Origin of the sequence: Achromobacter sp. UMC71 (assembly GCF_014170305.1) — a bacterium.
In the GTDB taxonomy this organism is placed as follows: Bacteria; Pseudomonadota; Gammaproteobacteria; order Burkholderiales; family Burkholderiaceae_B; genus Achromobacter.
On sequence record NZ_LZZT01000057.1, the window covers coordinates 1 to 23,121 of the forward strand.

At 67.4% G+C, this 23,121-nt stretch carries 24 protein-coding genes and 1 pseudogene; 19 read left to right on the forward strand and 6 right to left on the reverse strand.

Translation table 11 applies throughout. The features are described 5' to 3' along the window. Positions 1-428: pseudogene (locus A9974_RS27800) on the reverse strand (AraC family transcriptional regulator); the annotation flags it as partial. 262 nt (positions 429-690) lie between these two features. Between A9974_RS27800 and A9974_RS27805 the strand changes: the two are divergent. The 6 genes from A9974_RS27805 to A9974_RS27830 are packed head-to-tail and all read left to right on the forward strand — an operon-like array spanning position 691 to position 6,448. Then, on the forward strand, positions 691-1,869 hold the full coding sequence (locus tag A9974_RS27805; RefSeq protein ID WP_183007402.1) for an ABC transporter substrate-binding protein: 1,179 nt from the start codon (positions 691-693) through the stop codon (positions 1,867-1,869). A 29-nt stretch (positions 1,870-1,898) separates the two neighbouring features. After that, positions 1,899-3,143 carry a dienelactone hydrolase family protein gene (locus A9974_RS27810; RefSeq protein ID WP_183007403.1) on the forward strand — a complete coding sequence of 415 codons (1,245 nt, stop codon included), beginning with the start codon at positions 1,899-1,901 and terminating at the stop codon, positions 3,141-3,143. Between the two features lie 9 nt (positions 3,144-3,152). Next, on the forward strand, positions 3,153-4,496 hold the full coding sequence (locus A9974_RS27815) for an aromatic ring-hydroxylating dioxygenase subunit alpha (protein WP_183007404.1): 1,344 nt from the start codon (positions 3,153-3,155) through the stop codon (positions 4,494-4,496). After that, entirely contained in the window at positions 4,487-5,020 is a 534-nt protein-coding gene (locus tag A9974_RS27820; protein ID WP_183007405.1) for an aromatic-ring-hydroxylating dioxygenase subunit beta, read from the forward strand. The genes A9974_RS27815 and A9974_RS27820 overlap by 10 nt, the downstream gene beginning before the upstream one ends. Beyond that, complete coding sequence (locus A9974_RS27825; protein ID WP_183007406.1) at positions 5,017-5,628, forward strand: cysteine hydrolase; 612 nt, start codon at positions 5,017-5,019, stop codon at positions 5,626-5,628. Before A9974_RS27820 ends, A9974_RS27825 begins: the two co-directional genes overlap by 4 nt. A gap of 13 nt (positions 5,629-5,641) precedes the next feature. Beyond that, positions 5,642-6,448 carry an SDR family oxidoreductase gene (locus tag A9974_RS27830; protein ID WP_183007407.1) on the forward strand — a complete coding sequence of 269 codons (807 nt, stop codon included), beginning with the start codon at positions 5,642-5,644 and terminating at the stop codon, positions 6,446-6,448. A gap of 122 nt (positions 6,449-6,570) precedes the next feature. On the opposite strand, the gene A9974_RS27835 is transcribed toward A9974_RS27830, so the two are convergent. Continuing rightward, positions 6,571-8,358: a DUF342 domain-containing protein gene (locus tag A9974_RS27835; RefSeq protein WP_183007408.1), complete on the reverse strand. Its 1,788-nt coding sequence runs from the start codon at positions 8,356-8,358 to the stop codon at positions 6,571-6,573. A 332-nt stretch (positions 8,359-8,690) separates the two neighbouring features. Between A9974_RS27835 and A9974_RS27840 the strand changes: the two genes are divergently transcribed. Further along, a complete protein-coding gene (locus A9974_RS27840) occupies positions 8,691-9,437 on the forward strand; it encodes a lytic transglycosylase domain-containing protein (protein ID WP_183007409.1) in 747 nt (248 codons plus the stop codon). Between the two features lie 66 nt (positions 9,438-9,503). Here the strand turns inward: A9974_RS27840 and hemL are convergent, their stop codons facing one another. The 3 genes from hemL to A9974_RS27855 are packed head-to-tail and all read right to left on the reverse strand — an operon-like array spanning position 9,504 to position 12,258. Continuing rightward, entirely contained in the window at positions 9,504-10,781 is a 1,278-nt protein-coding gene (hemL, locus tag A9974_RS27845; protein WP_183007410.1) for a glutamate-1-semialdehyde 2,1-aminomutase, read from the reverse strand. 5 nt (positions 10,782-10,786) lie between these two features. Further along, complete coding sequence (thiE, locus tag A9974_RS27850) at positions 10,787-11,452, reverse strand: thiamine phosphate synthase (RefSeq protein ID WP_183007411.1); 666 nt, start codon at positions 11,450-11,452, stop codon at positions 10,787-10,789. Beyond that, positions 11,449-12,258 (reverse strand): bifunctional hydroxymethylpyrimidine kinase/phosphomethylpyrimidine kinase, encoded by an 810-nt coding sequence (locus A9974_RS27855; protein ID WP_175193429.1) that lies wholly within the window; start codon positions 12,256-12,258, stop codon positions 11,449-11,451. Before A9974_RS27855 ends, thiE begins: the two co-directional genes overlap by 4 nt. 157 nt (positions 12,259-12,415) lie before the next feature. On the opposite strand from A9974_RS27855, the gene A9974_RS27860 reads away from it, so the two are divergent. Genes A9974_RS27860 through A9974_RS27885 form a run of 6 tightly spaced genes read left to right on the forward strand, consistent with a single transcriptional unit; the run spans position 12,416 to position 16,626 of the window. Further along, positions 12,416-12,580: a rubredoxin gene (locus tag A9974_RS27860; RefSeq protein WP_003814980.1), complete on the forward strand. Its 165-nt coding sequence runs from the start codon at positions 12,416-12,418 to the stop codon at positions 12,578-12,580. A gap of 39 nt (positions 12,581-12,619) precedes the next feature. Next, positions 12,620-13,207 (forward strand): YqgE/AlgH family protein, encoded by a 588-nt coding sequence (locus A9974_RS27865; protein WP_183007412.1) that lies wholly within the window; start codon positions 12,620-12,622, stop codon positions 13,205-13,207. Beyond that, positions 13,200-13,601, forward strand: a complete 402-nt coding sequence (ruvX, locus tag A9974_RS27870) for a Holliday junction resolvase RuvX (protein ID WP_183007413.1) — start codon at positions 13,200-13,202, stop codon at positions 13,599-13,601. Before A9974_RS27865 ends, ruvX begins: the two co-directional genes overlap by 8 nt. A gap of 21 nt (positions 13,602-13,622) precedes the next feature. Further along, entirely contained in the window at positions 13,623-14,600 is a 978-nt protein-coding gene (locus tag A9974_RS27875) for an aspartate carbamoyltransferase (protein WP_183007414.1), read from the forward strand. Further along, complete coding sequence (locus A9974_RS27880) at positions 14,597-15,889, forward strand: dihydroorotase (protein WP_183007415.1); 1,293 nt, start codon at positions 14,597-14,599, stop codon at positions 15,887-15,889. The genes A9974_RS27875 and A9974_RS27880 overlap by 4 nt, the downstream gene beginning before the upstream one ends. Further along, the gene (locus tag A9974_RS27885) at positions 15,886-16,626 is read left to right on the forward strand and encodes a 1-acyl-sn-glycerol-3-phosphate acyltransferase (RefSeq protein ID WP_183007416.1); all 741 of its coding nucleotides are present in this window, start codon (positions 15,886-15,888) and stop codon (positions 16,624-16,626) included. Before A9974_RS27880 ends, A9974_RS27885 begins: the two co-directional genes overlap by 4 nt. An 84-nt stretch (positions 16,627-16,710) precedes the next feature. On the opposite strand, the gene A9974_RS27890 is transcribed toward A9974_RS27885, so the two are convergent. Next, positions 16,711-17,610, reverse strand: coding sequence for a LysR family transcriptional regulator (locus A9974_RS27890; RefSeq protein WP_183007417.1), 900 nt, complete (start codon positions 17,608-17,610; stop codon positions 16,711-16,713). Between the two features lie 166 nt (positions 17,611-17,776). Between A9974_RS27890 and A9974_RS27895 the strand changes: the two genes are divergently transcribed. From A9974_RS27895 to A9974_RS27920, 6 genes are all read left to right on the forward strand, one after another. Then, entirely contained in the window at positions 17,777-18,451 is a 675-nt protein-coding gene (locus A9974_RS27895) for an RraA family protein (RefSeq protein ID WP_183007418.1), read from the forward strand. Next, on the forward strand, positions 18,448-19,665 hold the full coding sequence (locus A9974_RS27900) for an aminotransferase class I/II-fold pyridoxal phosphate-dependent enzyme (RefSeq protein ID WP_183007419.1): 1,218 nt from the start codon (positions 18,448-18,450) through the stop codon (positions 19,663-19,665). The genes A9974_RS27895 and A9974_RS27900 overlap by 4 nt, the downstream gene beginning before the upstream one ends. 325 nt (positions 19,666-19,990) lie before the next feature. Continuing rightward, positions 19,991-20,818, forward strand: a complete 828-nt coding sequence (locus A9974_RS27905) for an ABC transporter substrate-binding protein (RefSeq protein WP_183007420.1) — start codon at positions 19,991-19,993, stop codon at positions 20,816-20,818. Positions 20,819-20,845: 27 nt separating this feature from the next. Continuing rightward, positions 20,846-21,547, forward strand: a complete 702-nt coding sequence (locus A9974_RS27910) for an amino acid ABC transporter permease (protein WP_183007421.1) — start codon at positions 20,846-20,848, stop codon at positions 21,545-21,547. After that, the gene (locus A9974_RS27915) at positions 21,548-22,267 is read left to right on the forward strand and encodes an amino acid ABC transporter permease (protein ID WP_183007422.1); all 720 of its coding nucleotides are present in this window, start codon (positions 21,548-21,550) and stop codon (positions 22,265-22,267) included. Beyond that, positions 22,264-22,989: an amino acid ABC transporter ATP-binding protein gene (locus A9974_RS27920; RefSeq protein WP_183007423.1), complete on the forward strand. Its 726-nt coding sequence runs from the start codon at positions 22,264-22,266 to the stop codon at positions 22,987-22,989. Before A9974_RS27915 ends, A9974_RS27920 begins: the two co-directional genes overlap by 4 nt. Positions 22,990-23,121: the final 132 nt, after the last annotated feature.

Genomic DNA, 23,121 nt, shown 5'->3' on the forward strand with positions numbered 1-23,121 from the left:
AAGATGCGGTGGCCCAGGGTTTCGAGTTTGCCGCGGGGGATTTTCAAAAGCAGTTGTTCGCAGCCGGCTTCCCAGTGCAGCTTCAGGGCGCGGTTGGGGGCGATGACGGCGGCGCAGTCGGGGTGGGTATCCACGCTGTCGGCGCCGCATTCGATGCGGGCGCGGCCGCTTAAGGGGACCTGGACCAGCATGAAGTCCTGCAGGCGGTCGGGTTCGATGTGGACTTCGGCGCCGTAGCGCAGCGTACAGACGCTCAGGGCGCCGAAGCGGCCCCGGTTCAGTTCGGCGTCGACGCGGCCGCCTTTCCAGGTCAGGCGGTGTTCCTTCAGGGCCTCGGACACGCGTTCGCGCGTTTCCGCCGGTTGGGTGGAACTGAAGACGCGTCTTTTGAGCAATGGTGCCAGCTCGATGCGGGACCAGCCGTGCATGGATGCCTCCGGGACGGGAACCCTCCCGTGTTGCCGTCGAGCGTAATGCAATCGGCGGGCGGTGGGAATTAAGTGAATCCCGGATAAGCGTGGGTGGATTCGGATAGAGCGGCGGGCCGGGCGGGCCTACTCTGGGGGTTGTTGGAAGGCGGCGCGGCGGCGCGTAAGCTGGCGGTTTTCATGGCGGCTTGCGGTAACCGGCGGCAGACGGCTTCTGTCAGCATTGCGCCGGCGGCGCCGGCGGACACATTCGGGGTGGCTCATGAACGGAAAACGATGGGGGCGGCGCGCGCTGGCCGCGCTGGTTTGCATGACGGCCGCGGCCGGGGTGTCGGCACAGGACAAGATCAAGGTGGGGTTGTTGACCACGCTGTCCGGGCCGGGCGCGGCGCTGGGCAACGAGATTCGCGACGGCTTCAATCTCGCGCTGCAGCATACCGGTGGCAAGCTGGGTGGGTTGCCGGCCGAAGTGGTGGTGGCCGATGACCAGCAGAAGGCCGACACCGGCCGCCAGGCGGTCGAGCGGCTGCTCAAGCGCGACAAGGTCGACGTGATGACCGGCATCGTCTTCTCCAATGTGTTGCTGCCGGTGATGCCGGCCATTTTGCAGTCGGGCACCATCTACCTCAGCACTAATACAGGGCCCGAGAATTACGCGGGCGTGGGCTGTAATCCGAATTTCTTCGCGGTCGCCTGGCAGAACGAAGATATCCCCGCCGCCATGGGCAAGTACGCGGCCGACCAGGGCTTCAAGCGGGTGGCGCTGATCGCGCCGGATTATCCGGGCGGACGCGAGTCGCTCAACGGTTTCAAGCGCCTGTACAAGGGCGGCCTGTCCGAAGAGATCTATACCCAGCTGGGCCAGCTGGATTACGGCGTTGAGATCACGCGGCTGCGGGCCAGCAAGCCGGACGCGGTGTTCTTCTTCCTGCCGGGCGGCATGGGCGTGAATTTCATCAAGCAGTTCAATGGCGCGGGCCTGGGCAAGGACATCGTGCTGCTGGCGCCGGGCTTCTCGGGCGACGAAGACACGATCGGCGCCGTAGGCGCGCCGATCGAAGGCCTGCGCAACACGTCGCAGTGGGCGGCGGATCTGGACAATCCGGCCAATCGCCAGTTCGTGGCCGACTTCAAGAAGGCCTACAACCGCAGCCCCACGCTGTACGCGTCGCAGGGCTACGACGCGGCCATGCTGCTGGACAGCGCGGTGCGCCAGACCGGCGGCAAGCTCGGGGCCGATGCGTTGCGCCCGGCGCTGCGCCGCGCCGACTTCAAGTCGGTGCGCGGCGACTTCAAGTTCAACCGCAACCAATACCCCATCCAGAACTACTACCTGCGCACCATCGAAAAGGGCGCGGACGGCAAGCTGGCCAACAAATTGTCGGGCACGGTACTGACGCAGTACCAGGACCCGTTCGCCGCTGCCTGCCAGATGAAGTAGGCGTGGCGACGTTCGCAAAGGAGTGATGCATGACAGCGACTATTTCGACCCGCGAGGTGACGCTGACCTCGCACGACGGCAAGACGTTCGGCGCCTACCTGGCCGTGCCCGCCTCGGGCCATGGGCCGGGGCTGGTGCTGTGCCAGGAAATCTTCGGCATCAATGACGTGATGCGCCGTACGGCGCAGGCGCTGGCCGAAGAGGGCTACGTGGTGCTGACGCCGGACCTGTTCTGGCGCCAGCAGCCCGGTGTCCAGCTGACCGACGGCGAGGCGGACATGCCGCGCGCGTTCGAGCTCTACCAGGGCTTTGACGTGGATCTGGGCATCAAGGACGTGGCCTCGGCGCTGGCTGCGTTGCGGGCTCTGCCCGAGCAGCAGGGCGGCGCCGGTGTGCTGGGTTATTGCCTGGGCGGCAAGCTGGCCTACCTGGCCGCCTGCCGCACGGATGCCGACGTGGCCATCGGCTATTACGGCGTGGGCATCGAAGACAGCCTGGACGAAGCCGCCAATCTGCGCGGCCGCCTGGTGCTGCACATCGCCGAGCAGGACGGCTTCTGTCCGCCGCCGGCGCGCCAGCGCATCCTGGAGGCGCTGGGCGGCAAGCCGGGCGTCGAGCTGTACGTCTACCCCGGCATGGACCATGCTTTTGCGCGCCTGGGCGGCGCGCACTACGACAAACCGTCCGCGCTGATGGCGCACCAGCGCAGCATGGCGGCGCTGCAACGCGTGATCGGCCCGCAGTTCGACTATTCCCACCTGTGGGACAAGCACTGCGAGTACGAATTCGGCACCCGCGACGTGCCCGCCACCATGGCCACCATGGTGGCCGAGCCCTACGTCAACCACATCCCCACCATGACAGGCGGGGTCGGCTACCGCGAGCTGTCGCGCTTCTACCAGCACCACTTCGTCAACAGCAATCCGCCCGACACGCGGCTGGTGCCGCTGTCGCGCACCGTGGGCGCGACACAGATCGTGGACGAGGTGCTGTTCTGCTTCACCCACACCACCGAGATGGACTGGATGCTGCCGGGCGTGGCGCCCACGGGCAAGTATGTCGAGATCCCGTTGGTGGCCATCGTGAAGTTCCGCGGTGACAAACTCTGCCACGAACACATCTATTGGGACCAGGCCAGCGTGCTGGTGCAGGTGGGCCTGCTGGACCCCAAGGGCCTGCCGGTGGCCGGCCGCGAAACCGCGAAGAAGCTGCTGGACGAGACACTGCCGTCCAACACCTTGATGGCGCGCTGGCAAGACAGCGAGAACAAGTAGGAGACCGCCATGCCGTATAGCGAGCAACAATTGGGCGACATGGTGCGCGGCGACAGCGTGCACCGCAGCCTGTACACCGACCCGGCCATTTTCGACCTGGAGATGCAGCGCATCTACGGTCGCGCCTGGGTCTATGTCGGCCATGAAAGCCAGGTGCCCAAGACGGGCGACTATCACACCACGCGGCTGGGCGATCAGGACGTGCTCATGGTGCGGGCCAACGACGGCCGCGTGCACGTGCTGTACAACCGCTGCCCGCACAAGGGCGCCAAGGTGGTGGCCGACGGCGACGGCTGTGTCGGAAAATTCTTCCGCTGCCCATACCACGCCTGGACCTTCAAGCTGGACGGCAGCCACCTGGGCGTGCCGCTCAAACAGGGGCTGGAAGGCACGTCCTATGACCCGGCCGACCCCAGCTTCTCGATGCGGCGCCTGCCGCGGGTGGAAAGCTACCGGGGTTTCGTCTTCGCCAGCCAGGCCCGCGATGGCCAGGGCCTGGAAGACTTCCTGGGCGGCGCACGCTCGTCCATCGACAACCTCTGCGATCGTTCGCCGGTGGGCGAGGTGGAAGTGGCCGGCGGTATCTTCCGCGTGATGCAGCGGTCCAACTGGAAGGTGTTCTACGAGAACCTGCACGACACCATGCACGCCCGCGTGACGCACGAATCGTCATTCGCCGCGGCCCGCGACGAGGCCAAGGAAATCGGCGAAATGCCGTTCGAGCTGCACATCATGGACGGCAATGGCGAGCCCTACGAGTTCTGGGAAAAGCTGGAACTGCGCGCCTACGATAACGGCCACGGCTACATGGAAGGCATCTTCAACCCGGGCGCGGCCGAACGCGACCCGATCTCGCGCGAGCACTTCGAGACGCTGGCCGCGGCCTATGGGCCGGAGCGCGCCCGTGAGATCCTGGGCATGAACCGCCACAACACGGTGATCTACGGCAGCGGTTCGCCCCACACCGTGTTCCAGCAGTTCCGGGTGATCCGCCCGATCGCCGTGGACCGCACGTTGATCGAGATCCAGACGTTCCGCTGCAAGGGCGCGCCGGCCGGCGTGTTCAAGCGCGCCATGCTGTATGCCAACGTGATCAACTCGCCGTCGTCCAACGTCATGCCGGACGACATCGAGCTGTACAACCGCTGCCAGGAAGGCAACGCCACGCGCGGCGGCGAATGGGTCAGCATGCATCGCTACCACGGCACCGACCGCAGCGACGCCGACGGCATGGTGTCGGTCAACGGCACCAGCGAGCTGCCGATGCGCAACCAGTTTCGCGCCTGGAAACAATACATGGAGGCCGGTCCGGTGAACCTGGCGCCGGCCCAAGGAGAAGGCGCATGCTGCTAGATCTGGAATTCGACGTCTCGACCACGGCCCTGGCTCCGGCCGACGTGCCAGCCGAGGCCTATCACCGCATCGCCCAGTTCCTGTACCGCGAGGCGCGCTTGCTGGACGAGCGCCGCTACGACGACTGGCAGTCGCTGTGGACGGAAGATGGCATGTACTGGATGCCGCGCGAACCGGGCCAGGCCAGCCCCTACGACCATATCTCGCTGTTCTGGGAAGACCGTATGCTGCGCGACGTGCGCATCCGCCGGCTGGAGCATCCGCGCAACTGGTCGCAGCAGCCGCCCACGCGCAGCGTGCGGCTGGTGGGCGGCGTGCAGGTCGAAGGCATGGACGCCGGCGGCAACCTGGTGGTGCACTCGGCCTTCCAGATGACCGAATGGCGCAAGCGCCAGCCGCGTCAGCTGGCCGGCCGCTACACCCACAAGCTGGCCGCGGACGGCGATGGCTGGCGCATCCGCATGAAGCGCGTGGACCTGGTCAACTGCGACGATGCGCACGACGTGTTCGAGGTGTTCGTGTGAACGCGACCGACGCCGCGGTGCTGGCGCTGCACTACCAGAACGACGTGCTGCATCCCGAGGGCAAGATCCGGGTCGGGCTGGATGCCGACGGCGGAGTGCGCCAGCGGCTGTTGCGCGCAGCGGCGGCGCTGCTGGACAGCGCCCGCAGCCACGGGTTGCCCATCGTGCACGTGCGTATCGCGTTCCGGCCCGACTACGCCGATCTGCTGCCCAATTGCGCCATCTTCCGCAACGTGGCCAGCATCGGCGCGGTGCCCGAGGGCCAGTGGGGCAGCGACTTCTACGAAGGCCTGCAACCGCTGGCTGGCAGCGCGCGCGAATTCGTGGTCAAGCACACCCGTATCAGCGCCTTCTACGGCACGCCGCTGGAAGAGACGCTGCGCGTCCTGGGCGCGCGCCGGCTGGTGGTGGCCGGCGTGGCCACGCACTCGGTGGTCGAAGGCACGGTGCGGCATGCGGCCGATATCGGCTTTAACGTGATGGTGGCCGAAGACGCCTGCGCCTCGGCCGATCCGGCGGTGCACGCTGCCTCGCTGGCCAGCATGCGCCTGATTGCGCAGACCGGTTCGGTGGCGCAAGCTGTGCGCTGGGCCGCGACGCCCCACTGATCAAGGATTTTCCATGGATTTTTCAGGCTTTTCCGGCTTGGCCGGCAAGACCGCCATCGTCACCGGCAGCACGCAGGGCCTGGGGGCCGACATCGCGCGCGGCCTGGCCGCGGCGGGCGCCCGGGTGGTGCTGGTGGGGCGCAACGCGCAGGCCGGTCAGGCGCTGGCCGCCGAACTGGGCGAGGCGGCGTTGTTCTGCGAAACCGACATCGGCCAGGACAGCCAGATTCAGCGCTGTCTGGACGCGGCGCTGGCGCGCTTCGGCCGGGTAGACATCCTGGTGAACAACGCTTGCCAGTACGCCGACCGCGGGCTGGCGTCCAGCCGCGAGGAATGGCACGCCACACTGGATACCAATCTCGTGTCGGCCGCCATCTTCACGCAGATGGCCGCGCCGCTGTTGCCGCGCGGTGGCGCGGTGATCAACCTGGGCAGTACCGGCGGCAAGTTCGGCGCGGCCGGGCGTGCGTTGTATCCGGCATCCAAGGCGGCGCTGCTGCAGATCACCAAGAATTTTGCGGTGGAATTGGCCCCGGCCGGGATCCGCGTGCTGGCGGTGTCGCCGGCCTGGACCTGGTCGCCGTCGGTGGAACAACTGGCGGGCGGTTCGCGCGAAGCCGCCGACGCCGTGGGCGCGCACTTCCATCCCTTGGGCCGGGTGGGCTCGGGCGAGGAGATCGCAGCAGTGGTGTGCTTTGCGTGTTCCGACGCGGCGTCGTGGATGACGGGCGTCGATATTCCAGTGGATGGCGGCTTTTCGATCCTGGGGCCGGACCGCGGTATTTCGCCGCGCACCTGGTTCAAGCAACTGACGCCCTGACGCGCATGTCCTGATCCCGGCGCGGCGGTCATGCGGACGCTGCGCCGCGTGCATTGCAATGGGCGAGGGCCGGCGCAGATGGCGTCCGTCTTGCCTGTGGCCAGGCGTGCCGCCGCCCGTCGTCAGCGGATGACGATCTGGCCTGCTTCCAGCGCGGCCTTGCCGCCGACCTGGTCTTCCAGGAATTCCTGCTGCTTGTTGCCCACCTGGATTTTCGCGCCGCCGCAAAAACGTCGTGCGGCAATGATGGTGGCATCATGCAGGGGCTGCAGATCGCGGATCAGCTGGGCTTCTTCGTCATCCAGCTGGATCAGGTCGCGGCCCAGCTTGGTGTGGGTGTTGCGGGCGCGTTCGACCACGTCGCCAGCGGCGCGCTCAGGATGCGAATGCAGGAACAGCAGCAATTGTTCCAGCTTGGCCTTTTCCTCATTCATCTTCAGGCGCTTGCGCGTCAGCGCCATCCGCTTGATGTCGGCGTGCGGGTCCAGACCTGCCTGCACTAGCGTCGGCAAGCCCGCGGGCGAGCCGATGGTGCCGGCCCGTACCGATTTCAGGGCGCGGATGTGCCCGCCGATGATGGCGGTCTGTTGCGTGTTGGGTGCGCCGACGTTGACGCTGCCGCCCGCGGCGATGCTGCTCTGACGGATCTCGCGTTCCACTTCCACGTTCTGACCGGCGCTGATGATGGCGTTTTCGATGAAGCGCACTTTCAGGTCACCGCCGCAGACGATGTGCGCGGTGCGGGCGGCGGTGGCGGCGGCGCCGGTGCTGTCCTTCGCGGCTTCATTCATGCCGATGACGCCGCCTTTTACCGTGACATTGCCGCCGGCTTCCACCAACGCGGCTTCCATGGTGCCGTTGACGACCACATCGCCTGTCACCCGCACTTCCATGGTGGCGTTGATGTCGCCACGTACCAGCAGCGAGCCTTCGAAATTGATGTTGCCGGTGGTCAGGTCCACCGCATCGACCTCGACCACTGGATTGACCTGGGCACCCTGGTGGATCAGCTTGGGCGAACCGGCGATGCTGGCACGCAACAGATTCGGGTCTTCGGCGTCGACCTCCACGCCGGAGATGTCCTTGGAAAACGGCGTGTCGGGCAGTTCTTCCGGTATCACCGGCTGGCCCAGCACGTCACAGCCGTCGATGCCCGGTAGCGGCGGAATGCGGCGCATCAGCGGCGTGCCGGCCGTCACCAGCAGCAGGCTGCCCAGGTCGCGGTAGTCGACCTGCGCCAGTTCGTCGATTTCCTGGGCGCGGGGCTTCAGGCGGTCCAGCAGGCTTTCAAAGCGGGTGGGGGTGCCGCGCGTGGGCGGCGTGCCCTGGGCGATCAGCACCGTCGCGCTGCCGCCAATGGCCACGGCGTCGGCCAGTTCCTTTTCCAGCACGCCATGCACGATACCCTGGTCGGCCACGGCCTGGCGCAGCACGGCCAGCGCCACCGGCTTGCCGCCCTTGGGCGGGTGCAGGGTCACCAGGGCCGACATGCAAGAGGCATCCACTTCCAGGTCGAACGAGCCGTCGACCACCTTGCCCACGGGGGCCTGGACGGGGTCCACGGCCTCGCGGCACAGGTCGATGAAGGTGATAACGGCATGGTTGTCCAGCGCCTCGGTGGACCAGCCTTGGGCGGTGGCCAAGGCGGCCAGGGAATCCCAGGAGGGCAGGTTTGCGGGGGCGGGCCGGACGGCGGCTTCCGTATCGGAGGACGGATTGGCCGATGTGTCGGCAGCCGATGCTGCGGCAGCCGGTGCTGCGGCAGCCGGTGCCGCGGCCGTTGCGGTAGCGCCGGTGGAGCCGTCCGTTTGGGCGGCAGGGGTGGCCGCAGACGGTGGCGGCGTGTAGATCCCCGTCAGGACGTTGGTAGTGGCATCCAGCACTAGCTGGAGCGTGTTGTCTGCGCCCATCTCCGCCTCTCCCGCCCTGCGTGTTCCGCCGGGTTCATTCATTTAGTAATTAAACGAAATATTGCGTCATATGTTAACCCATGAACCCCGCGCTACTGCGCAGTAGGACGAGGGAAACTCATACAAAAGATGTAATGCCGCCCCTTATTTTTGCGTGTCTGTTTTGTTACAAACGCAGGGCTGGCGGGACGGCTCGGCGCGGGCTTGGCGAACGCGGGCGCCTTCTCGTGTGAACAGGTCCTAGGGCATAGGCACGAGCGACAAAGCGCGGGCGCCGGCTCAGCATAGGCATTCGATTCCGCGTCCCTGGACGCCGCCGGAGCGCCCACGCCATGTTCCGCCTTTCCCTTTTCTTGCCGCCCGGCCTGCGCGCCAGCTGGGCGCGCGCGGCCAGCCTGGCGGCCGCCGCCACGCTGGCCGGTACAGTGGGGACGCTGGCCCCAACGGGCGTGGCGCATGCGGAAGAGATCTACCGTTACAAAGACCCGTTCGGCGTCTGGCGCGCGATGAAGGTGCCCAACGGCTACGCCAAGTACTACAAGCGGGCCCAGGTCCGCACCGCGCTGCGCGGCAACCGCATCAAGGTCTGCCTGGATTGCGAGCCGCAGCAGGGCGACGGCGCCAGCGTGCTGGCCCTGGGCAACCGGGTGCTGCGCTGGGGGCCGGTGCCGCCGTCCACGGCGCACGACGGCCTGATTGCCCAGGCGGCGAAGGATTCGGGCGTGGATCAGGCGCTGATCACCGCCGTCATCGCCGTGGAGTCCGGGTTCCGCAGCGATGCCCGTTCGCCCAAAGGCGCGCTGGGCCTGATGCAGCTGATGCCGGCCACGGCCGCCACCTTGCTGGCGTCGGACGACATCGAGCGCGCGCTGGTGGATCCGGCGACCAATGTGAAAGCGGGCTCAAGCCTGCTGCGCCGGCTGATCGACCAGTATCCCGGCCGGCTGGACCTGGCGCTGGCGGCCTATAACGCGGGGGAAGGGGCGGTGCGCAAGTACGACGCCGTGCCGCCCTACGCGGAAACGCAGCAGTACGTGCGGGATGTGACGGCGCTGTACAAGCACTACAAGGCGCCCTAGGGGCTCCGGCGGTGCCGCATGCCGCCCCGGCTGACGGGCAGCCTGGCGGCTGCCCGTGGGATGGCCTCAGATCGAGGCGAAGACCTTTTCCGCGATATCCAGCGTCGACTGGATGACGGCGTCGTCGTGGGTGGCCGAGACGAAGCCGGCTTCGAATGCCGACGGCGCGAAGTGCACGCCGTGGTCGAGCATGGCGTGGAAGAAGCGATTGAAGCGCGCGGTGTCGCAGGCCGAGACCTCGGCGAACGAGGCCGGAACCTTGTCGCTGAAGTAGATGCCGAACATGCCGCCCACCGAGTCGGCCGAGAAGGCCAGGCCGGCGGCGCGGGCGCGTTCCTGCAGGCCCTGGGCCAGCTTGGCGGTCTGGGCCGCCAGCTTGTCGTAGAAGCCGGGCGCGGCGATCAGGCGCAGCGTGGCCAGGCCGGCGGCCACGGCCACCGGGTTGCCCGACAGCGTGCCCGCCTGGTACACGCCGCCCAGTGGCGCGATGTGCTTCATGATCTCGGCGCTGCCGCCGAAGGCGCCCACCGGCATGCCGCCGCCGATCACCTTGGCCAGCGTGGTCAGGTCGGGCTTGACGCCCGACAGCCCCTGCACGCCCTGCGGACCGACGCGGAAACCCGTCATCACTTCGTCGAAAATCAGCAGCGCGCCGTGCTGCGTGCAGACCTCGCGCAGGCCTTCCAGGAAGCCGGGCGCGGGCTTGATCAGGTTCATGTTGCCGGCGATCGGCTCGACGATGATGCAGGCGATGTCGGCGCCGTGCTGCGCGAAGGCCTCGCGCACCGCGTCCAGGTTGTTGTATTCCAGGGTCAGCGTGTGCGAGACGAACTCGGGCGGCACGCCGGCCGAGCTGGGGTTGCCGAAGGTCAGCAGGCCCGAGCCGGCCTTGACCAGCAGGCTGTCGGAATGGCCGTGGTAGCAGCCTTCGAACTTCACGATCTTGGCGCGGCCGGTGGCGCCGCGCGCCAGCCGGATGGCCGTCATGGTGGCTTCGGTGCCCGAGCTGACCAGGCGCACCTGTTCCAGCGACGGCAGGCGGGAGATCAGGGTCTCGGCCAGCTCGATTTCGGCTTCTGTGGGGGCGCCGAACGACAGGCCGTTGACGGCGGCTTCCTGCACCGCGCGCACCACTTCCGGATGCGAGTGGCCCAGAATGGCCGGGCCCCACGAGCCCACGTAGTCGATGTACTGCTTGTCTTCGGCGTCCCAGACGTACGGACCTTGCGCGCGCTTGATGAAGCGCGGCGTGCCGCCCACGGAGCGGAAGGCGCGCACGGGCGAGTTGACGCCGCCGGGAATGCTGCGGCAGGCGCGTTCGAAAAGCTGAGCGTTACGGGACATGGCGGTCAAGGCTTCTGGTTGCGGTTAACGGAGTAGGGCGCCGAGCAGGCCGCGGCGGCCGCGCGGATGGCGGGCGCCTCGAACAGGCCGGTGATGACGGCGATGGAATCGGCGCCGGCGGCGGCGACCAGCGCCGCGTTGTCGGGGGTGATGCCGCCGATGGCGACCACGGCCGGGCGGGGGGCATCGCGTTCTTCGACCAGTGCGCGGGCTTCGGTCAGCACGGATAGCGGCGCGCGCACCGTGTCGGGTTTGACCTGCGAGGCAAACATGGCGCCGAAGGCGATATAGTCGGCGCCAGCGTCGAGCAGTTCGCGGGCGCGGGCCAGATCGTCGTAGCTGGAGCCGCCCAGGATCAGGTCGGGGCCGACTTCGGCGCGGATGCGCGCCAGGCTGTCGTCGTCGCGGCCGACGTGGGCGCCGTCGGCGCCGACTTCCAGCGCCAGGCGCCAGTCGTCGTTGATCAGGAACACCACGCCCAGTTCGCGGCACAGCGGCGCCAGGGCGCGGGCCTGCTCGGCGCGCACGGCGTCGGGCACGTTCTTGCGGCGCAGCTGCAGCGCCCGCATGCCGCCGTCGGCGGCCTGGCGCACCGCGCGCATCATGCGCTCGGCGTCGTCCCATTCGGGGGTGACGCCGTACAGGCCGGCGGGAAATCGCAGGGCTTTCATTGCGGTTGGATCCGGTTGGGGATGCGGCGGCCCATGCCCGGCAGGAAGCTGGCAGCCACCGCCGAATCGGCGTGGGCCAGGCCCTGGCGCACGGCCTCGGGCATTTCCAGCCCGCGGGCCAGCAGGGCGGTGATGGCGGTGGCGGCCAGGCCGCCGGCGTCGCCGTTGCGGTCCGGGGGCGCCTGCCACGGTAGTGTGGTGGTCTGGCCGTTAGGGCCCAGTAGCACGTTGGCGTAGTGGCCCGGGCGCTGCGGGCTGCCCAGCACCAGCACCCATTCGGCGCCGGCCGCCACCAGGGCGTGCATCGGCGACGGTGCGTCCCCGATATCAATGTCGCCGTCGGCATGCCACTGCGCCAGGCGCAGGTGCTCGATGACCAGCAGATCGGTCTGCGGCAGCACCAGTTCCAGGGTGGCCGCCAGCAGGTCGTCGGCGTCGTCCTCGTCGGCGGCGTCGGCCGGCACCTGGGCGCGCTGGCCCAGGTGCAGCACCAGCGGCACCTGGCTGTAATCGGCGGCCACCTGGGCGGCTACGCTTGCCGTTTCGGCGGTGTATAGTCCGCCCACCTTGATTGCCTGCACGGACATGTCTTCGAGCAGGCAGCGCGCCTGGTCGTCCAGCAGGTCGGGCGATACGGGATGGATTTCTTCGATGCCGGCGGTGTCCTGCACGGTCAATGCCGTGACGGCCGCAAGGCCATGACAGCCCAGCCGGGCGCAGGTGACGGCGTCCGCGGGCAAACCGTCGGCGCCCGAAGGGTCGAGCGGGCCGAAGACCAAAACGAGAGGGGGAGTAACGGAGGCCACGTGGACAGCGCTTGAGTGAGGGCGCCCCGTGACTCATTTGCGGTGAATCAGGGGAACCCCTATTGGGTTTCGGTAAGATTGTCCCCATTCTAATGGATGCCTTCCGCCTTTGCCCCGTTGCGGGGAAGACGGCGGGGAATTGATGTAAGAGAGAACTATGCGTACTTGGATGTGTCTGATTTGTGGTTGGGTCTACGACGAAGAAGCCGGCCTGCCCGACGAAGGCATCGCACCCGGCACCCGCTGGGAAGATGTGCCGCCCAACTGGGTCTGTCCTGAATGCGGTGCCCGCAAAGAGGACTTCGAGCTGATGGAAATCTGATCGGCCGAGCCGACGTATTCCGCCAATAAAGGGGTTGCCATGACGGAAAAACACCACGAAGACCCCACGACCCAGGCGGCCAACTTCGCCAACCAGTTCCTCATCGCCATGCCGGGCATGGTCGAGGGCAGCTTGGCGGGTTCGGTCATCTACGTCTGCGAACACACCGAGCGCGGCGCGCTGGGCCTGGTCATCAACCGGCCCACCGACCTGACGCTGGGCACGCTGTTCGAACGCATCGACCTGGCGCTCGAGATCGGCCCGATCAAGGACACCCTGGTGTTCTTCGGCGGCCCGGTGCAGACCGACCGCGGCTTCGTGCTGCACGCGCCCGCGGGCGACTACAGCTCCACCATCAAGATGGGCGGCATGGCCTTGACCACGTCGCGCGACGTGCTGCAGGCCGTGGCCGACGGCAATGGCCCGGCCCGCATGCTGGTCACGCTGGGCTATGCCGGCTGGGGCGCCGGCCAGCTCGAAAGCGAAATGGGCCAGAACGCCTGGCTGTCGGTCGCCGCCGACGACCACATCATCTTCGACGTGCCGCCCGAAGACCGCTACCCCGCAGCCCTGAAGCTGCTGGGCATCGATCCCGTGATGCTGGCCGGCGATGCGGGCCATGCCTGAAGAAACCCTGCTTGCCTTCGATTTCGGCGAGAAAAAGCTCGGCATCGCCATCGGCAATACGCTGACGCGGCACGCGCGGCCCCTGGAAATCATTTTCAGCGAGGTCCGCGACGTGCGCTTCTCGCGCATCGCCGCACTGCTCAAGGAATGGCAACCGCAGCGCGTCGTGGTAGGCCTGGCGCTGGACGCCGACGGCGGCGAACAGCCCGCGACCGCGCGCTGCCGCCGATTTGCCAACCAGCTGCACGGCCGCTTCGGCGTCACGGTCGAGCTGGTCGACGAGCGCGGCTCCAGCATGGAAGCGCAGCGTCTGCTGGGTACCCACGATGCCGACGACGCCATGGCCGCCGCCGTCATCCTGCAACGCTATCTGGATAAACTGCCGGCGCCCTGACGCCGGCGATCCGGTCCGCCCATGCTCAATCCCCAACTCGACCGCCGCGGCGAACTCCTCCACCTGCTCACCACGGAAGGACTGCCGCGTCGCCACGTTGAACGTCTGCTGGACATTGCCGCGGGCTTTGCGGCCGCCGATTCGGCCGCCGCCGGCGCTACCGCCCACGATGGTGCCACGGGGGCGCCGCTTGCCACACCGCTGGACCTGCCGCTGTTCCTATGCCTGCCCGCGGGCGAGGCCGATTTGCGCCAGGCCAATGAAGCCGCCGCCGTGCGGCTGGGCTTGCGGCCGGTGGCGCTGGACGCCGCCGCGTCCGCTGACGGGGCTCCGGTTCTGGCACCTGCCCATATTGCCGCCGGCTTGCCGCAGGGCATCCTGGTGTTGCGCCACCCGGCCAGCGGCGCCGCTGTCAGTGCAGCCGGCGCCGCGGCGCCGGGCCTGCGCATCATCAACGCCGGCGACGGTATCCACGCCGATCCCTTGCCCGCTTTGGCGCGGGTCGCGGCGATGCTGCGCGCCAAGCAAGACCTGACCAACCTGGCCGTCGCCGTTGTGGGCGACATCCACCACTCCGCCGTAGCCCGCAGCCTGATCCACGCACTGACCACGCTGGGCGTGCCGGAAGTGCGCGCCGCCGCGCCCCGCACGCTGCTGCCCGACGGCCTGCCGCAGCTGGGCGTGCGCGCCTGCGCCACGCTGCACGACTGCCTGACCGACGCCGACGTGATCATCGTGCTGCCCTTGCGGGTCGAGCGCCTGAGCGGCGCGCTGCTGCCATCGGCGCGCGAATACGCCGCCCATTACGGCCTTACCCTGGCTCGCCTGACCACCGCCAAGCCCGACGCGCTACTGCTGCCCGCCGGCCCCTTGACGCCCGGCATCGAAGCCGACGGCGACGTCGCCGCCAGCCTGGGCGGCATCGAAGCCGAATTGGCCCAATCCGAACAACATCTGCGCCAGGCCGCTTTCAGCCTGCTGGCGGGGGGCGTGGCATGAGACTGCACATCGCCAACGGCCGCGTGATCGACCCGGCCAACGGCCACGACGGCCCGCAAGACCTTTTCATTGCCGATGGCCACATCGTCGCGGCAGGGCAGGCCCCTGATGGTTTCCACGCGGACCGGCGCCTGGACGCCACCGGCCTGGCCGTGCTGCCCGGCCTGGTAGACCTGTCGGCCCGCGTATTGCGCGATCCGGCCGACCCGCACATCGCACCCGCCGAGCTGCGCGCCGCGCTGGCCGGCGGCGTGACGACGCTGGTATTGCCGCCCCAGCCAGACGCCGCCCTGGACGAACCCGGCAAGATCGAGGCGCTGTTGCGCGCCACGGCGCCGGACCATCCCCGCGTGTTGCCGCTGGGCGCCCTGACGGTCGGCCTGCGCGGCGAAACCCTGGCCGAAATGGCGCTGCTGGCGCAAGCCGGCTGCCTGGCGTTTTCGCAGGGCGATCTGGGCATTGCGGACACCCGGGTGCTCTGGGGCGCCATGCGCTACGCCAGCGGCCTGGGCCTGGCGCTGTGGCTGCACCCCCAGGATCCCTGGCTTGCCCGCGGCACGGTCGCGGCCAGCGGCGCCTACGCCGACCGCCTGGGCCTGTCCGGCCTGCCGCCGCAAGCCGAAACCCTCGCCTTGCAGACGATTTTCGAATGGCAGCGCGCCACCGGCGCACGCGTGCACCTGTCGCGTCTGTCCACCGCCGCGGGCCTGGAACTGCTGCGCGCCGCGCGCCGCGAAGGCCTACCGGTCACCGCGGACGTGTCGGCCAACAGCCTGCACCTGACCGATGTGGACATCGGTTTTTTCGACACGAATTTCCACCTGACGCCGCCGCTGCGCGGCCAACGCGACCGCGAAGCCATCCAGGCGGCGTTGCGCGACGGGCTGGTCGACGCGCTGTGCTCGGACCACACGCTGGTGGACGGCGCTGGCAAGGCCGTACCATTCCCGTTGTCCCAGTCTGGCGCCACGGGCCTGGAGCTGCTGCTGTCATTGACCCTGAAATGGGCCCGCGATAGCCGCGTGCCGCTGCCCCAGGCGCTGGCCCGCGTGACGTCAGGCCCCGCAGCGGTGCTGCGCGGCCTGTCGCCGGCTCAATCGCGCCTGGGAGAACTGGGCGTTGGCGCGCCCGCCGACCTCTGTCTGGTGGACCTGCAAGCCGAGTGGCTGGCGGCCCCCGCCGCCCTGCAAAGCCACAGCCGTCATACGCCGTTCGCGGGTATGATGCTGCCCGGTCGTGTCCGCGTCACCCTGGTGGGTGGCAGCCCGGCCTGGGAGACCCCTGCTTGAAGCTGCTGCGCTTTGTCCTCCGGCTTATTCTCGTTGTACCCCTGATCGTGTTCGGTCTGCTATGCGTGGGCCTGGTGTACCCGTTGTTGCGCCCCAAGTCCCGGGCCTGGCTGAACCGCACTTGGTCGCGCTGGCTGATGGCGGCCTGTGGACTGCGGGTCGTCTTCAAGGGCGAACCGCGCATGACAGGTCCGGTGCTGCTGGTGGCGAACCACGTCTCCTGGATCGACATCTTCGTGCTCAACTCGGCGCGCGCGACCTCGTTCGTGGCCAAAAGCGAAATCCGCAGCTGGCCCGTGATCGGCTGGCTGGTCGCCGGCGCTGGCACGCTCTTCATCGAACGCGGCCAGCGCCACGCGGTCCACGCGATGGGCGAGTCGATGCAAGCCCGCTTCAAGCTGGGCGACGCCGTCGGCCTGTTCCCCGAAGGCACAACGAGCGACGGCTTCGCCCTGCTTCCTTTCCATGCCAGCCTGTTCGAACCGGCGAGATCGGCCGCGATAGAAATCCAGCCTGTCGCGCTGCGTTTCCTGAAAAACGGCGAACGCAGCGGCTTCGCGGCATTTGTTGGCGAAGAGACGCTGGTTGCCAACCTGTGGCGAGTGCTGGGGACGACAGGGCTGACTGTCGAAGCGGTCTTCCTGCCTGTGCTGGCGGCAAGGCATGCCGATGGATCGTTGCCGACGCGATTGGAGTTGTCGCATCAAGCTCGGGATGCGATTCAGGCGGCGCTCTGAGTTTTCGTCGACCGCTTGTCGGTCTTCGTGCGTCGGCCTGCGCTTGGCGGCGCGGGCGGTTCAGAAATGCGCGCCCGCCTCTCGCTAATGCCTGCCTCCAGACGCAGAAAAATCACAGCAACTCAACGCCAATTCCGCCACGCTCTCGCAGAAAGCCACATCCGCATCCCGTCTGAACATCGCGCAATACACCGACTGCGGCGCCGCGATGCTGGTGCGCGCAATCATCAACTGCCGACTGCTCACCATCTCCGCAAAATAATCCCGCGGCAGGCAACTCACCCCGAACCCGGCTGCGGTCAGGCCGGCCATGGCGATCAGGCTGTTGATCGTGAACAGATTGTTGGCCGGCGTGTGGGGCTTTAGCCAGCCGTCGTAGATCATGTTCAGACCCGATTCCCGGCTTTGGCGCAGCAGCGGCAGCGCCGCGATATCCGCGGGCGTGTACACGCGGCTCGGGTCGATCAGGTCCGGGCTGCCCATCCACGCGAATTCCAGCCGTTGCAGCGCCACGACCTGCAGTCCGGGTTCCGCGAACTCGCCATGCAGGAACGCCATGTCCAGCTGGCCGGCCTGCAAGCGCTTTTGCAGGTCCGCGCCCAGATCGATGTGCGGCTCCAGCGTAATGCGAGGATAGTGCGCGCGCAGCAGGCGAATCAGCGCCGGCAGCCACGTCATCGCCGTGATCTCCGTGATGCCGAAACGGAACGTGCCCGTCAGGGTGTGCTGGCCCTTCAGCCGCACCAGCAGGCGGTCGCGGTGACCCAGCATTTCCTCGGCCAGCGCATAGACCTCGTGGCCGCGCGCCGTCAGTTCGGCGCGATGGCCCGAGCGGTCGAACAGCGCCACATCGAAGTCGGCTTCCAGTTCCTGGATGCGCTTGGTGATCGCTGATTGGGTCGTGTGCAGCTTCTGCGCCGACGCCGAAAAAGTGCCCAGGCGCACCGTCCAGTACAACGCCTCGATCTGCTTGAACGTCAGCATGCCGCGTATCCGTTCGTAGGTAAGTTCATTCCGAAATTTCCGTTAAGGGCTAACCCTTATATTCCTAAAAGGGATGAAGTTCGTGGAAATTTAATCCCTTTTTCCGATCGCGGAAAGCGCCCACCATGCGGTCTGACTCATTTGAATCAGGACTACGCAGATCGCCATGGCCACTCTTCTTACCGGCGCGCGCCTCTTGCCGGCCGCACCCGTCGCCGACGCCAGCTTGCTGCAAGCGCTGGCCGGCATCGTCACTCCGCACCTGAGCGACAACCTGGCCCGCCGCGAAGGCATTGCCGGGCTGCATCGCTACAACAGGACCGGCAAACTGGTCGGCACCGCGCTCACCGTCAAGACCCGTCCGGGCGACAACCTCATGATCTACAAGGCCATGATGCAGGTGCAGCCCGGCCACGTGCTGGTGATCGACGCGGGCGGCGATCTGAGCAATGCGGTGCTGGGCGAGATCATGAAACGCTACTTGCAGGCGCACGGCTGCGCCGGTGTGGTGGTCGATGGCGCCATCCGCGATGTCGGCGCCTTCGAGGCGGACGCCTTTCCCTGCTATGCGCGCGGCCATATTCATCGCGGGCCCTACAAGGACGGCCCGGGCGAGGTCAACGTGCCCGTGTCCATCGGCGGCCAGGTGATCCTCCCGGGCGACATCATCGTGGGTGACGAAGACGGGCTGGTCAGTTTTCCCGCCGACGAAGCGCCGGCCCTGATCGCCGCGGCGCGGGCGCATGCCGAGAAAGAGGCGCGCATCATGGCCGAGATCGACGGCGGCGAGAAAGTCCAGAGCTGGATGCAGGCCGCGTTTGCCGCCAAGGGGCTGGCATGAGCGGCGCCGCCACGGAATTCCTGGCGGCGCGGGCCCGCGCCATCAAGCCCTCGCCCAGCATGGCGGCCAAGAGCCGGGTCGACCAGTTGCGCGCCGAGGGCCGTGACATCATCGACTTCACGGTCGGCGAACCCGACCAGCCCACGCCTGCGCATATCGTGCAGGCCGGCATCGATGCGCTGACCAGCGGCGACATCCGCTACACCGCGTCGACGGGCGGACGGCCGTTGCTGCAAGCCGTGCGCGCCAAATTCCAGCGCGAGAACGGTCTGGATTACGCGCTGGACGAGCTGATCGTCGGCGTGGGCGCCAAGCAGATCCTCTACACCGCGCTGGCCGCCACCGTGCAGGCTGGCGACGAGGTCATTATTCCCGCGCCATACTGGGTGTCGTATCCGGACATGGTGCTGGTCAATGACGGTGTGCCCGTGGTGGTGGCTTGCGCGGAGGCCGACGGCTTCAAGCTGACGCCGCAGGCGCTGGAGCGCGCCATCACGCCGCGCACCAAGTGGTTGCTGCTGAACACGCCCAGCAACCCCACCGGCGCCATGTACAGTGCCGCCGAGCTGCGCGGGCTGGCCGACGTGCTGGCGCGTCATCCCCACGTCTGGCTGATGACGGACGAGATCTACGAACACCTGGCCTACGGCGGCCGGCGCCACGTATCGCCGGCGGCCGCCGCGCCCGAGCTGGCCGGCCGCACGCTGACCGTCAACGGCGTATCCAAGGCCTACGCCATGACCGGTTGGCGCCTGGGCTACGCCGGCGGGCCGAAGGTCTTGATCAAGGCCATGGCCACGCTCATTTCGCAAAGCACCAGCTGCGTCAGCGCCATCAGCCAGGCCGCCGCCTGCGTCGCGCTGACGGCGGACCAGGCCTGCGTCGGCCACGCGGCCGCCATGTTCGAGGCGCGCCGCGACCGCATCGTGGCCGGCCTGAACGCCGCGCCCGGCATCCGCTGCCCGCAGCCCGACGGCGCCTTCTACGTGTACCCCGGCGTCCAAGGCCTGCTGGGCCGCCGCAGCCCAGCCGGGCATCTGCTGCGCACGGACCTGGACGTGGTGATGTTCTTGTTGGACGAGGCCGGCGTGGCCGTCCTGGACGGTCACGCCTATGGCCTGTCGCCGTACCTGCGGCTGAGTTTCGCGACATCGATGGAGAACATCGAGGAGGGGTGCCGTCGCATTGCCCACGCCTGCGGCCGGCTGGCGTGAAAGGCACGGCTCGTGGGGCGGCGGCAATGCCTGCAAGCCGCCGCGCCGGCCGGCTGAGCGGACTGGCGCCGATCGCGCATAGGGCATGAAGCAGGGCGCTTGCGGCGCATGCACAAAGCCGCAAGCAGGATGGATATAGCGACGAGGACGAAGCCGCAAGCAGCCGTTGCAGGCATGAACGGGGCAGGCACCAAGCAGGTACGAAGCAAGCACCACCCAGCAAGCACCACCCAGCAAGCACCACCCAGCAGGCACCACCCAGCGGGCAGCACCGGCCACACGTCGCCGCATAAGCTGCCTCATACCAATATCTCAAGGGAACGACATGAAGCAACGCCTCACCACTCTCGCGGCCGCCATCGGCCTGGTCGCCGTCCTGGCGCCCGCGGTCCACGCGGACACGCTGCAGGACATCAAGGCCCGCGGCAAATTCATCTGCGGCACCCTGGGCACGGCCGAGCCCTTCAGCTTCCAGGACCCCAAGACCCGCGCCATCGTCGGTTACGAGGTCGACATGTGCCAGGCCGTGGCCGATAGCCTGGGTGTGCCGCTGGAGCTCAAGCTCATCGCCGTCGAGGCCCGCATCCCCGAGCTGATCGCCGGCCGCGTCGACGTAGTGGCGGCCAACCTGGGTTGGAGCCCCGAGCGCGCCCAGCAGATCGCCTACTCCCACCAGCACTTCGTGAGCTTGCAGAAGGTGCTGGCGCGTGACTCGGACAAGGACCTGAAGACGCCTGCCGACCTGGCCGGCAAGCGTATCAGCGCCGTGCGCGGTTCGTCGTCGGAGCAGGGCGCGCGCAAGTTCATTCCCAACGTCGAACCCGTCACATTCAAAGATCCCAGCGGCGCCTTCCTGGCCCTGCAACAGGGCAAGGTCGCTGGCTTTGTCGGGTCCGAGCTGATGCTGGTCAAGCTCAAGCAACAGGCCGCCAGCAGCGCCGTGCCCGCAAAGATCCTGGAGCCTGCACTGTTCGTCGAACCCTGGGGCATGGGCGTGCGCCGCGGCGACACCGCGATGCTGGGCCAGGTGAACCAGGTACTGGACGGACTGGAAGCCTCGGGCAAGGCCGCACAGATCTTCGACAAATGGTTCGGCGCCGGCACCCCGTTCAACATGAAGCGCGACTTCCGCATCGAAGCCATCAAGGGTTGACGCGCCGCGCGCCGGAGCCTTTCGACGATGCATTACGTTTTTGACTTCTCTGCCATCTTCCAGGGTGAATACCCGGTCTGGCTGCTGCGGGGGTTCATCACCACCCTGGCGCTGGCCGGCCTGGCCTGGATCCTGGCCTTCCTGGTGGGCAGCCTGCTGGCGGTCATCCGCCTGACGGGCTCGCCCGTGGCCAACGCGCTGATCGCGCTGTACGTGGCCTTCCATCGCAACGTGCCCATGCTGGTGCACATCCTGTTCTGGTATTTCGGCGTGCCGGCCTTGTTACCGCAAGCGGCAACGGATTGGCTCAACGGGCATGGCAGCGAATTCATCCTGTCCTGTATCGCCATTGCCTTGGTGATGTCGGCCTACGTCTGCGAAGATCTGCGCAGCGCCGTACGCGCCATTCCGCCCGGCCAGGTCGAGGCCGCCCGCGCCCTGGGCCTGGGCTTTCTGCGCACCATGCGCTGCGTCGTCTTGCCGCAAGCCTTCCGCATCGCCATCCCGCCGCTCTTGAATCAGACGCTGCTGCTGGTCAAGAACACCAGCCTGGCCATGGCCATCGGCGTGGCCGAACTCACTGCCGCGGGCCGCGAAATCGAGAACTACACGTTCCGCACCTTCGAGGCCTATGCCGTGGTGACGGCGATCTACCTGGCGCTGTCGTTCCTGATCATGGGCGGGGGCGCGCTGCTGCAACGGCGCTACCGGCCGCTGGGAGGCCATTGAATGTGGGACATCCTGAAAGACAATTGGCTGCTGCTGCTGCTCATCGGCCAGTATCCGCACGGCCCGATAGGCGGCCTGGCAGCCACGCTGGGACTGGCCGCCATCAGCCTGGCGCTGGCCTTGCCTTGCGGCATCCTGCTGGCCCTGGGCCGCATCAGTCCCTACCGGCTGCTGCGCTGGCCTGCCTCGGCCATGGTGTACCTGGTACGCGGCCTGCCGTTGCTGATGTTCATCTTCTGGGCCTATTTCTTCGTGCCCATCATCATCGGCCGTCCGGTGGCCGGCACTACCACGATGGTGGTGGCGCTGGTCTGCTACGAAAGCGCCTACCTGGCCGAGATCATCCGCGCCGGCATCCAGGCGCTGCCTCCCGGGCAGCAAGAGGCCGGCCGCGCCCTGGGCCTGTCGTACCTGCAGACGATGCGCCGGGTGATCCTGCCGCAGGCCCTCTACAACATGCTGCCCAGCATGCTCAGCCAGTTCGTCTCGACGGTGAAGGAAACGTCGCTGGCCTACGTCATCAGCGTGCAGGAACTGACCTATGCCGCCAACCAGATCAACAGCGTGTTGTTGACCCGCCCCTTCGAGGTTTTCGCGCTGTTGGCGTTGACCTATTTCATCCTGAACTTTGGCTTGAGTTCCCTGGTGCACCTGACCGAACGCCGCATCGGCAGACGCCGCGCCGGCCTCACGCCCGTAACCACAGTGGTGCCGACATGATCCGATTTACCGACGTGCAAAAGTGGTACGGCGCTTACCAGGCGCTGGCCGACGTAACGGCCCAGGTGAAGCAGGGAGAAGTCGTGGTGGTCTGCGGCCCGTCGGGCTCAGGCAAGTCCACGCTGATCCGCACGGTGAACCGCCTGGAACCGATCCAGCAAGGCAGGATCGAGGTGAACGGCCAGGACATCTACGGCAGCAAGATCCACCTGGACACGCTGCGCAGCCACATCGGTTTCGTGTTCCAGCAGTTCAATCTGTTCCCGCACTTGTCGGCGCTGGAAAACCTGATGCTGGCCCCGCTGCAGCTAAAGCGCGCCCGCCGCCCGCAAGCCCGCGAGCGCGCGATGCAACTGCTGGACCGCGTCGGGCTGTCGCACAAGGCCGACGCCTATCCCGCCCAACTCTCCGGCGGCCAACAACAACGCGTGGCAATCGCCCGGACCCTGGCAATGAACCCGCCGGTCATGCTGTTCGACGAACCGACGAGCGCCCTGGACCCGGAAATGGTGGGCGAAGTGCTGCAAGTGATGAAAGGCCTGGCAAAGGACGGCATGACAATGGTCTGCGTCACCCACGAAATGGGATTTGCGCGGGAGGTTGCTGACACGGTTTGGTTTATGGATGCTGGGCGGATTGTTGAGGTGGCGGGGCCGGAGGCGTTCTTTAACAGGCCTGGGAGTGAGCGGGCGAAGCGGTTTCTGGCGGAAATTCGGCGGTAGAGGTGTTTGTTGTTGTTGTTGTTGTTGTTGTTGTTGTTCGTGGGTTATTGGCGGGGTGGGTTTACCGGGAAGAGAAATATCGGTTGCCTTGAGTTGAGTTCTTGAGCCGCGCGTGGCGGTGTCGGGGTGGGG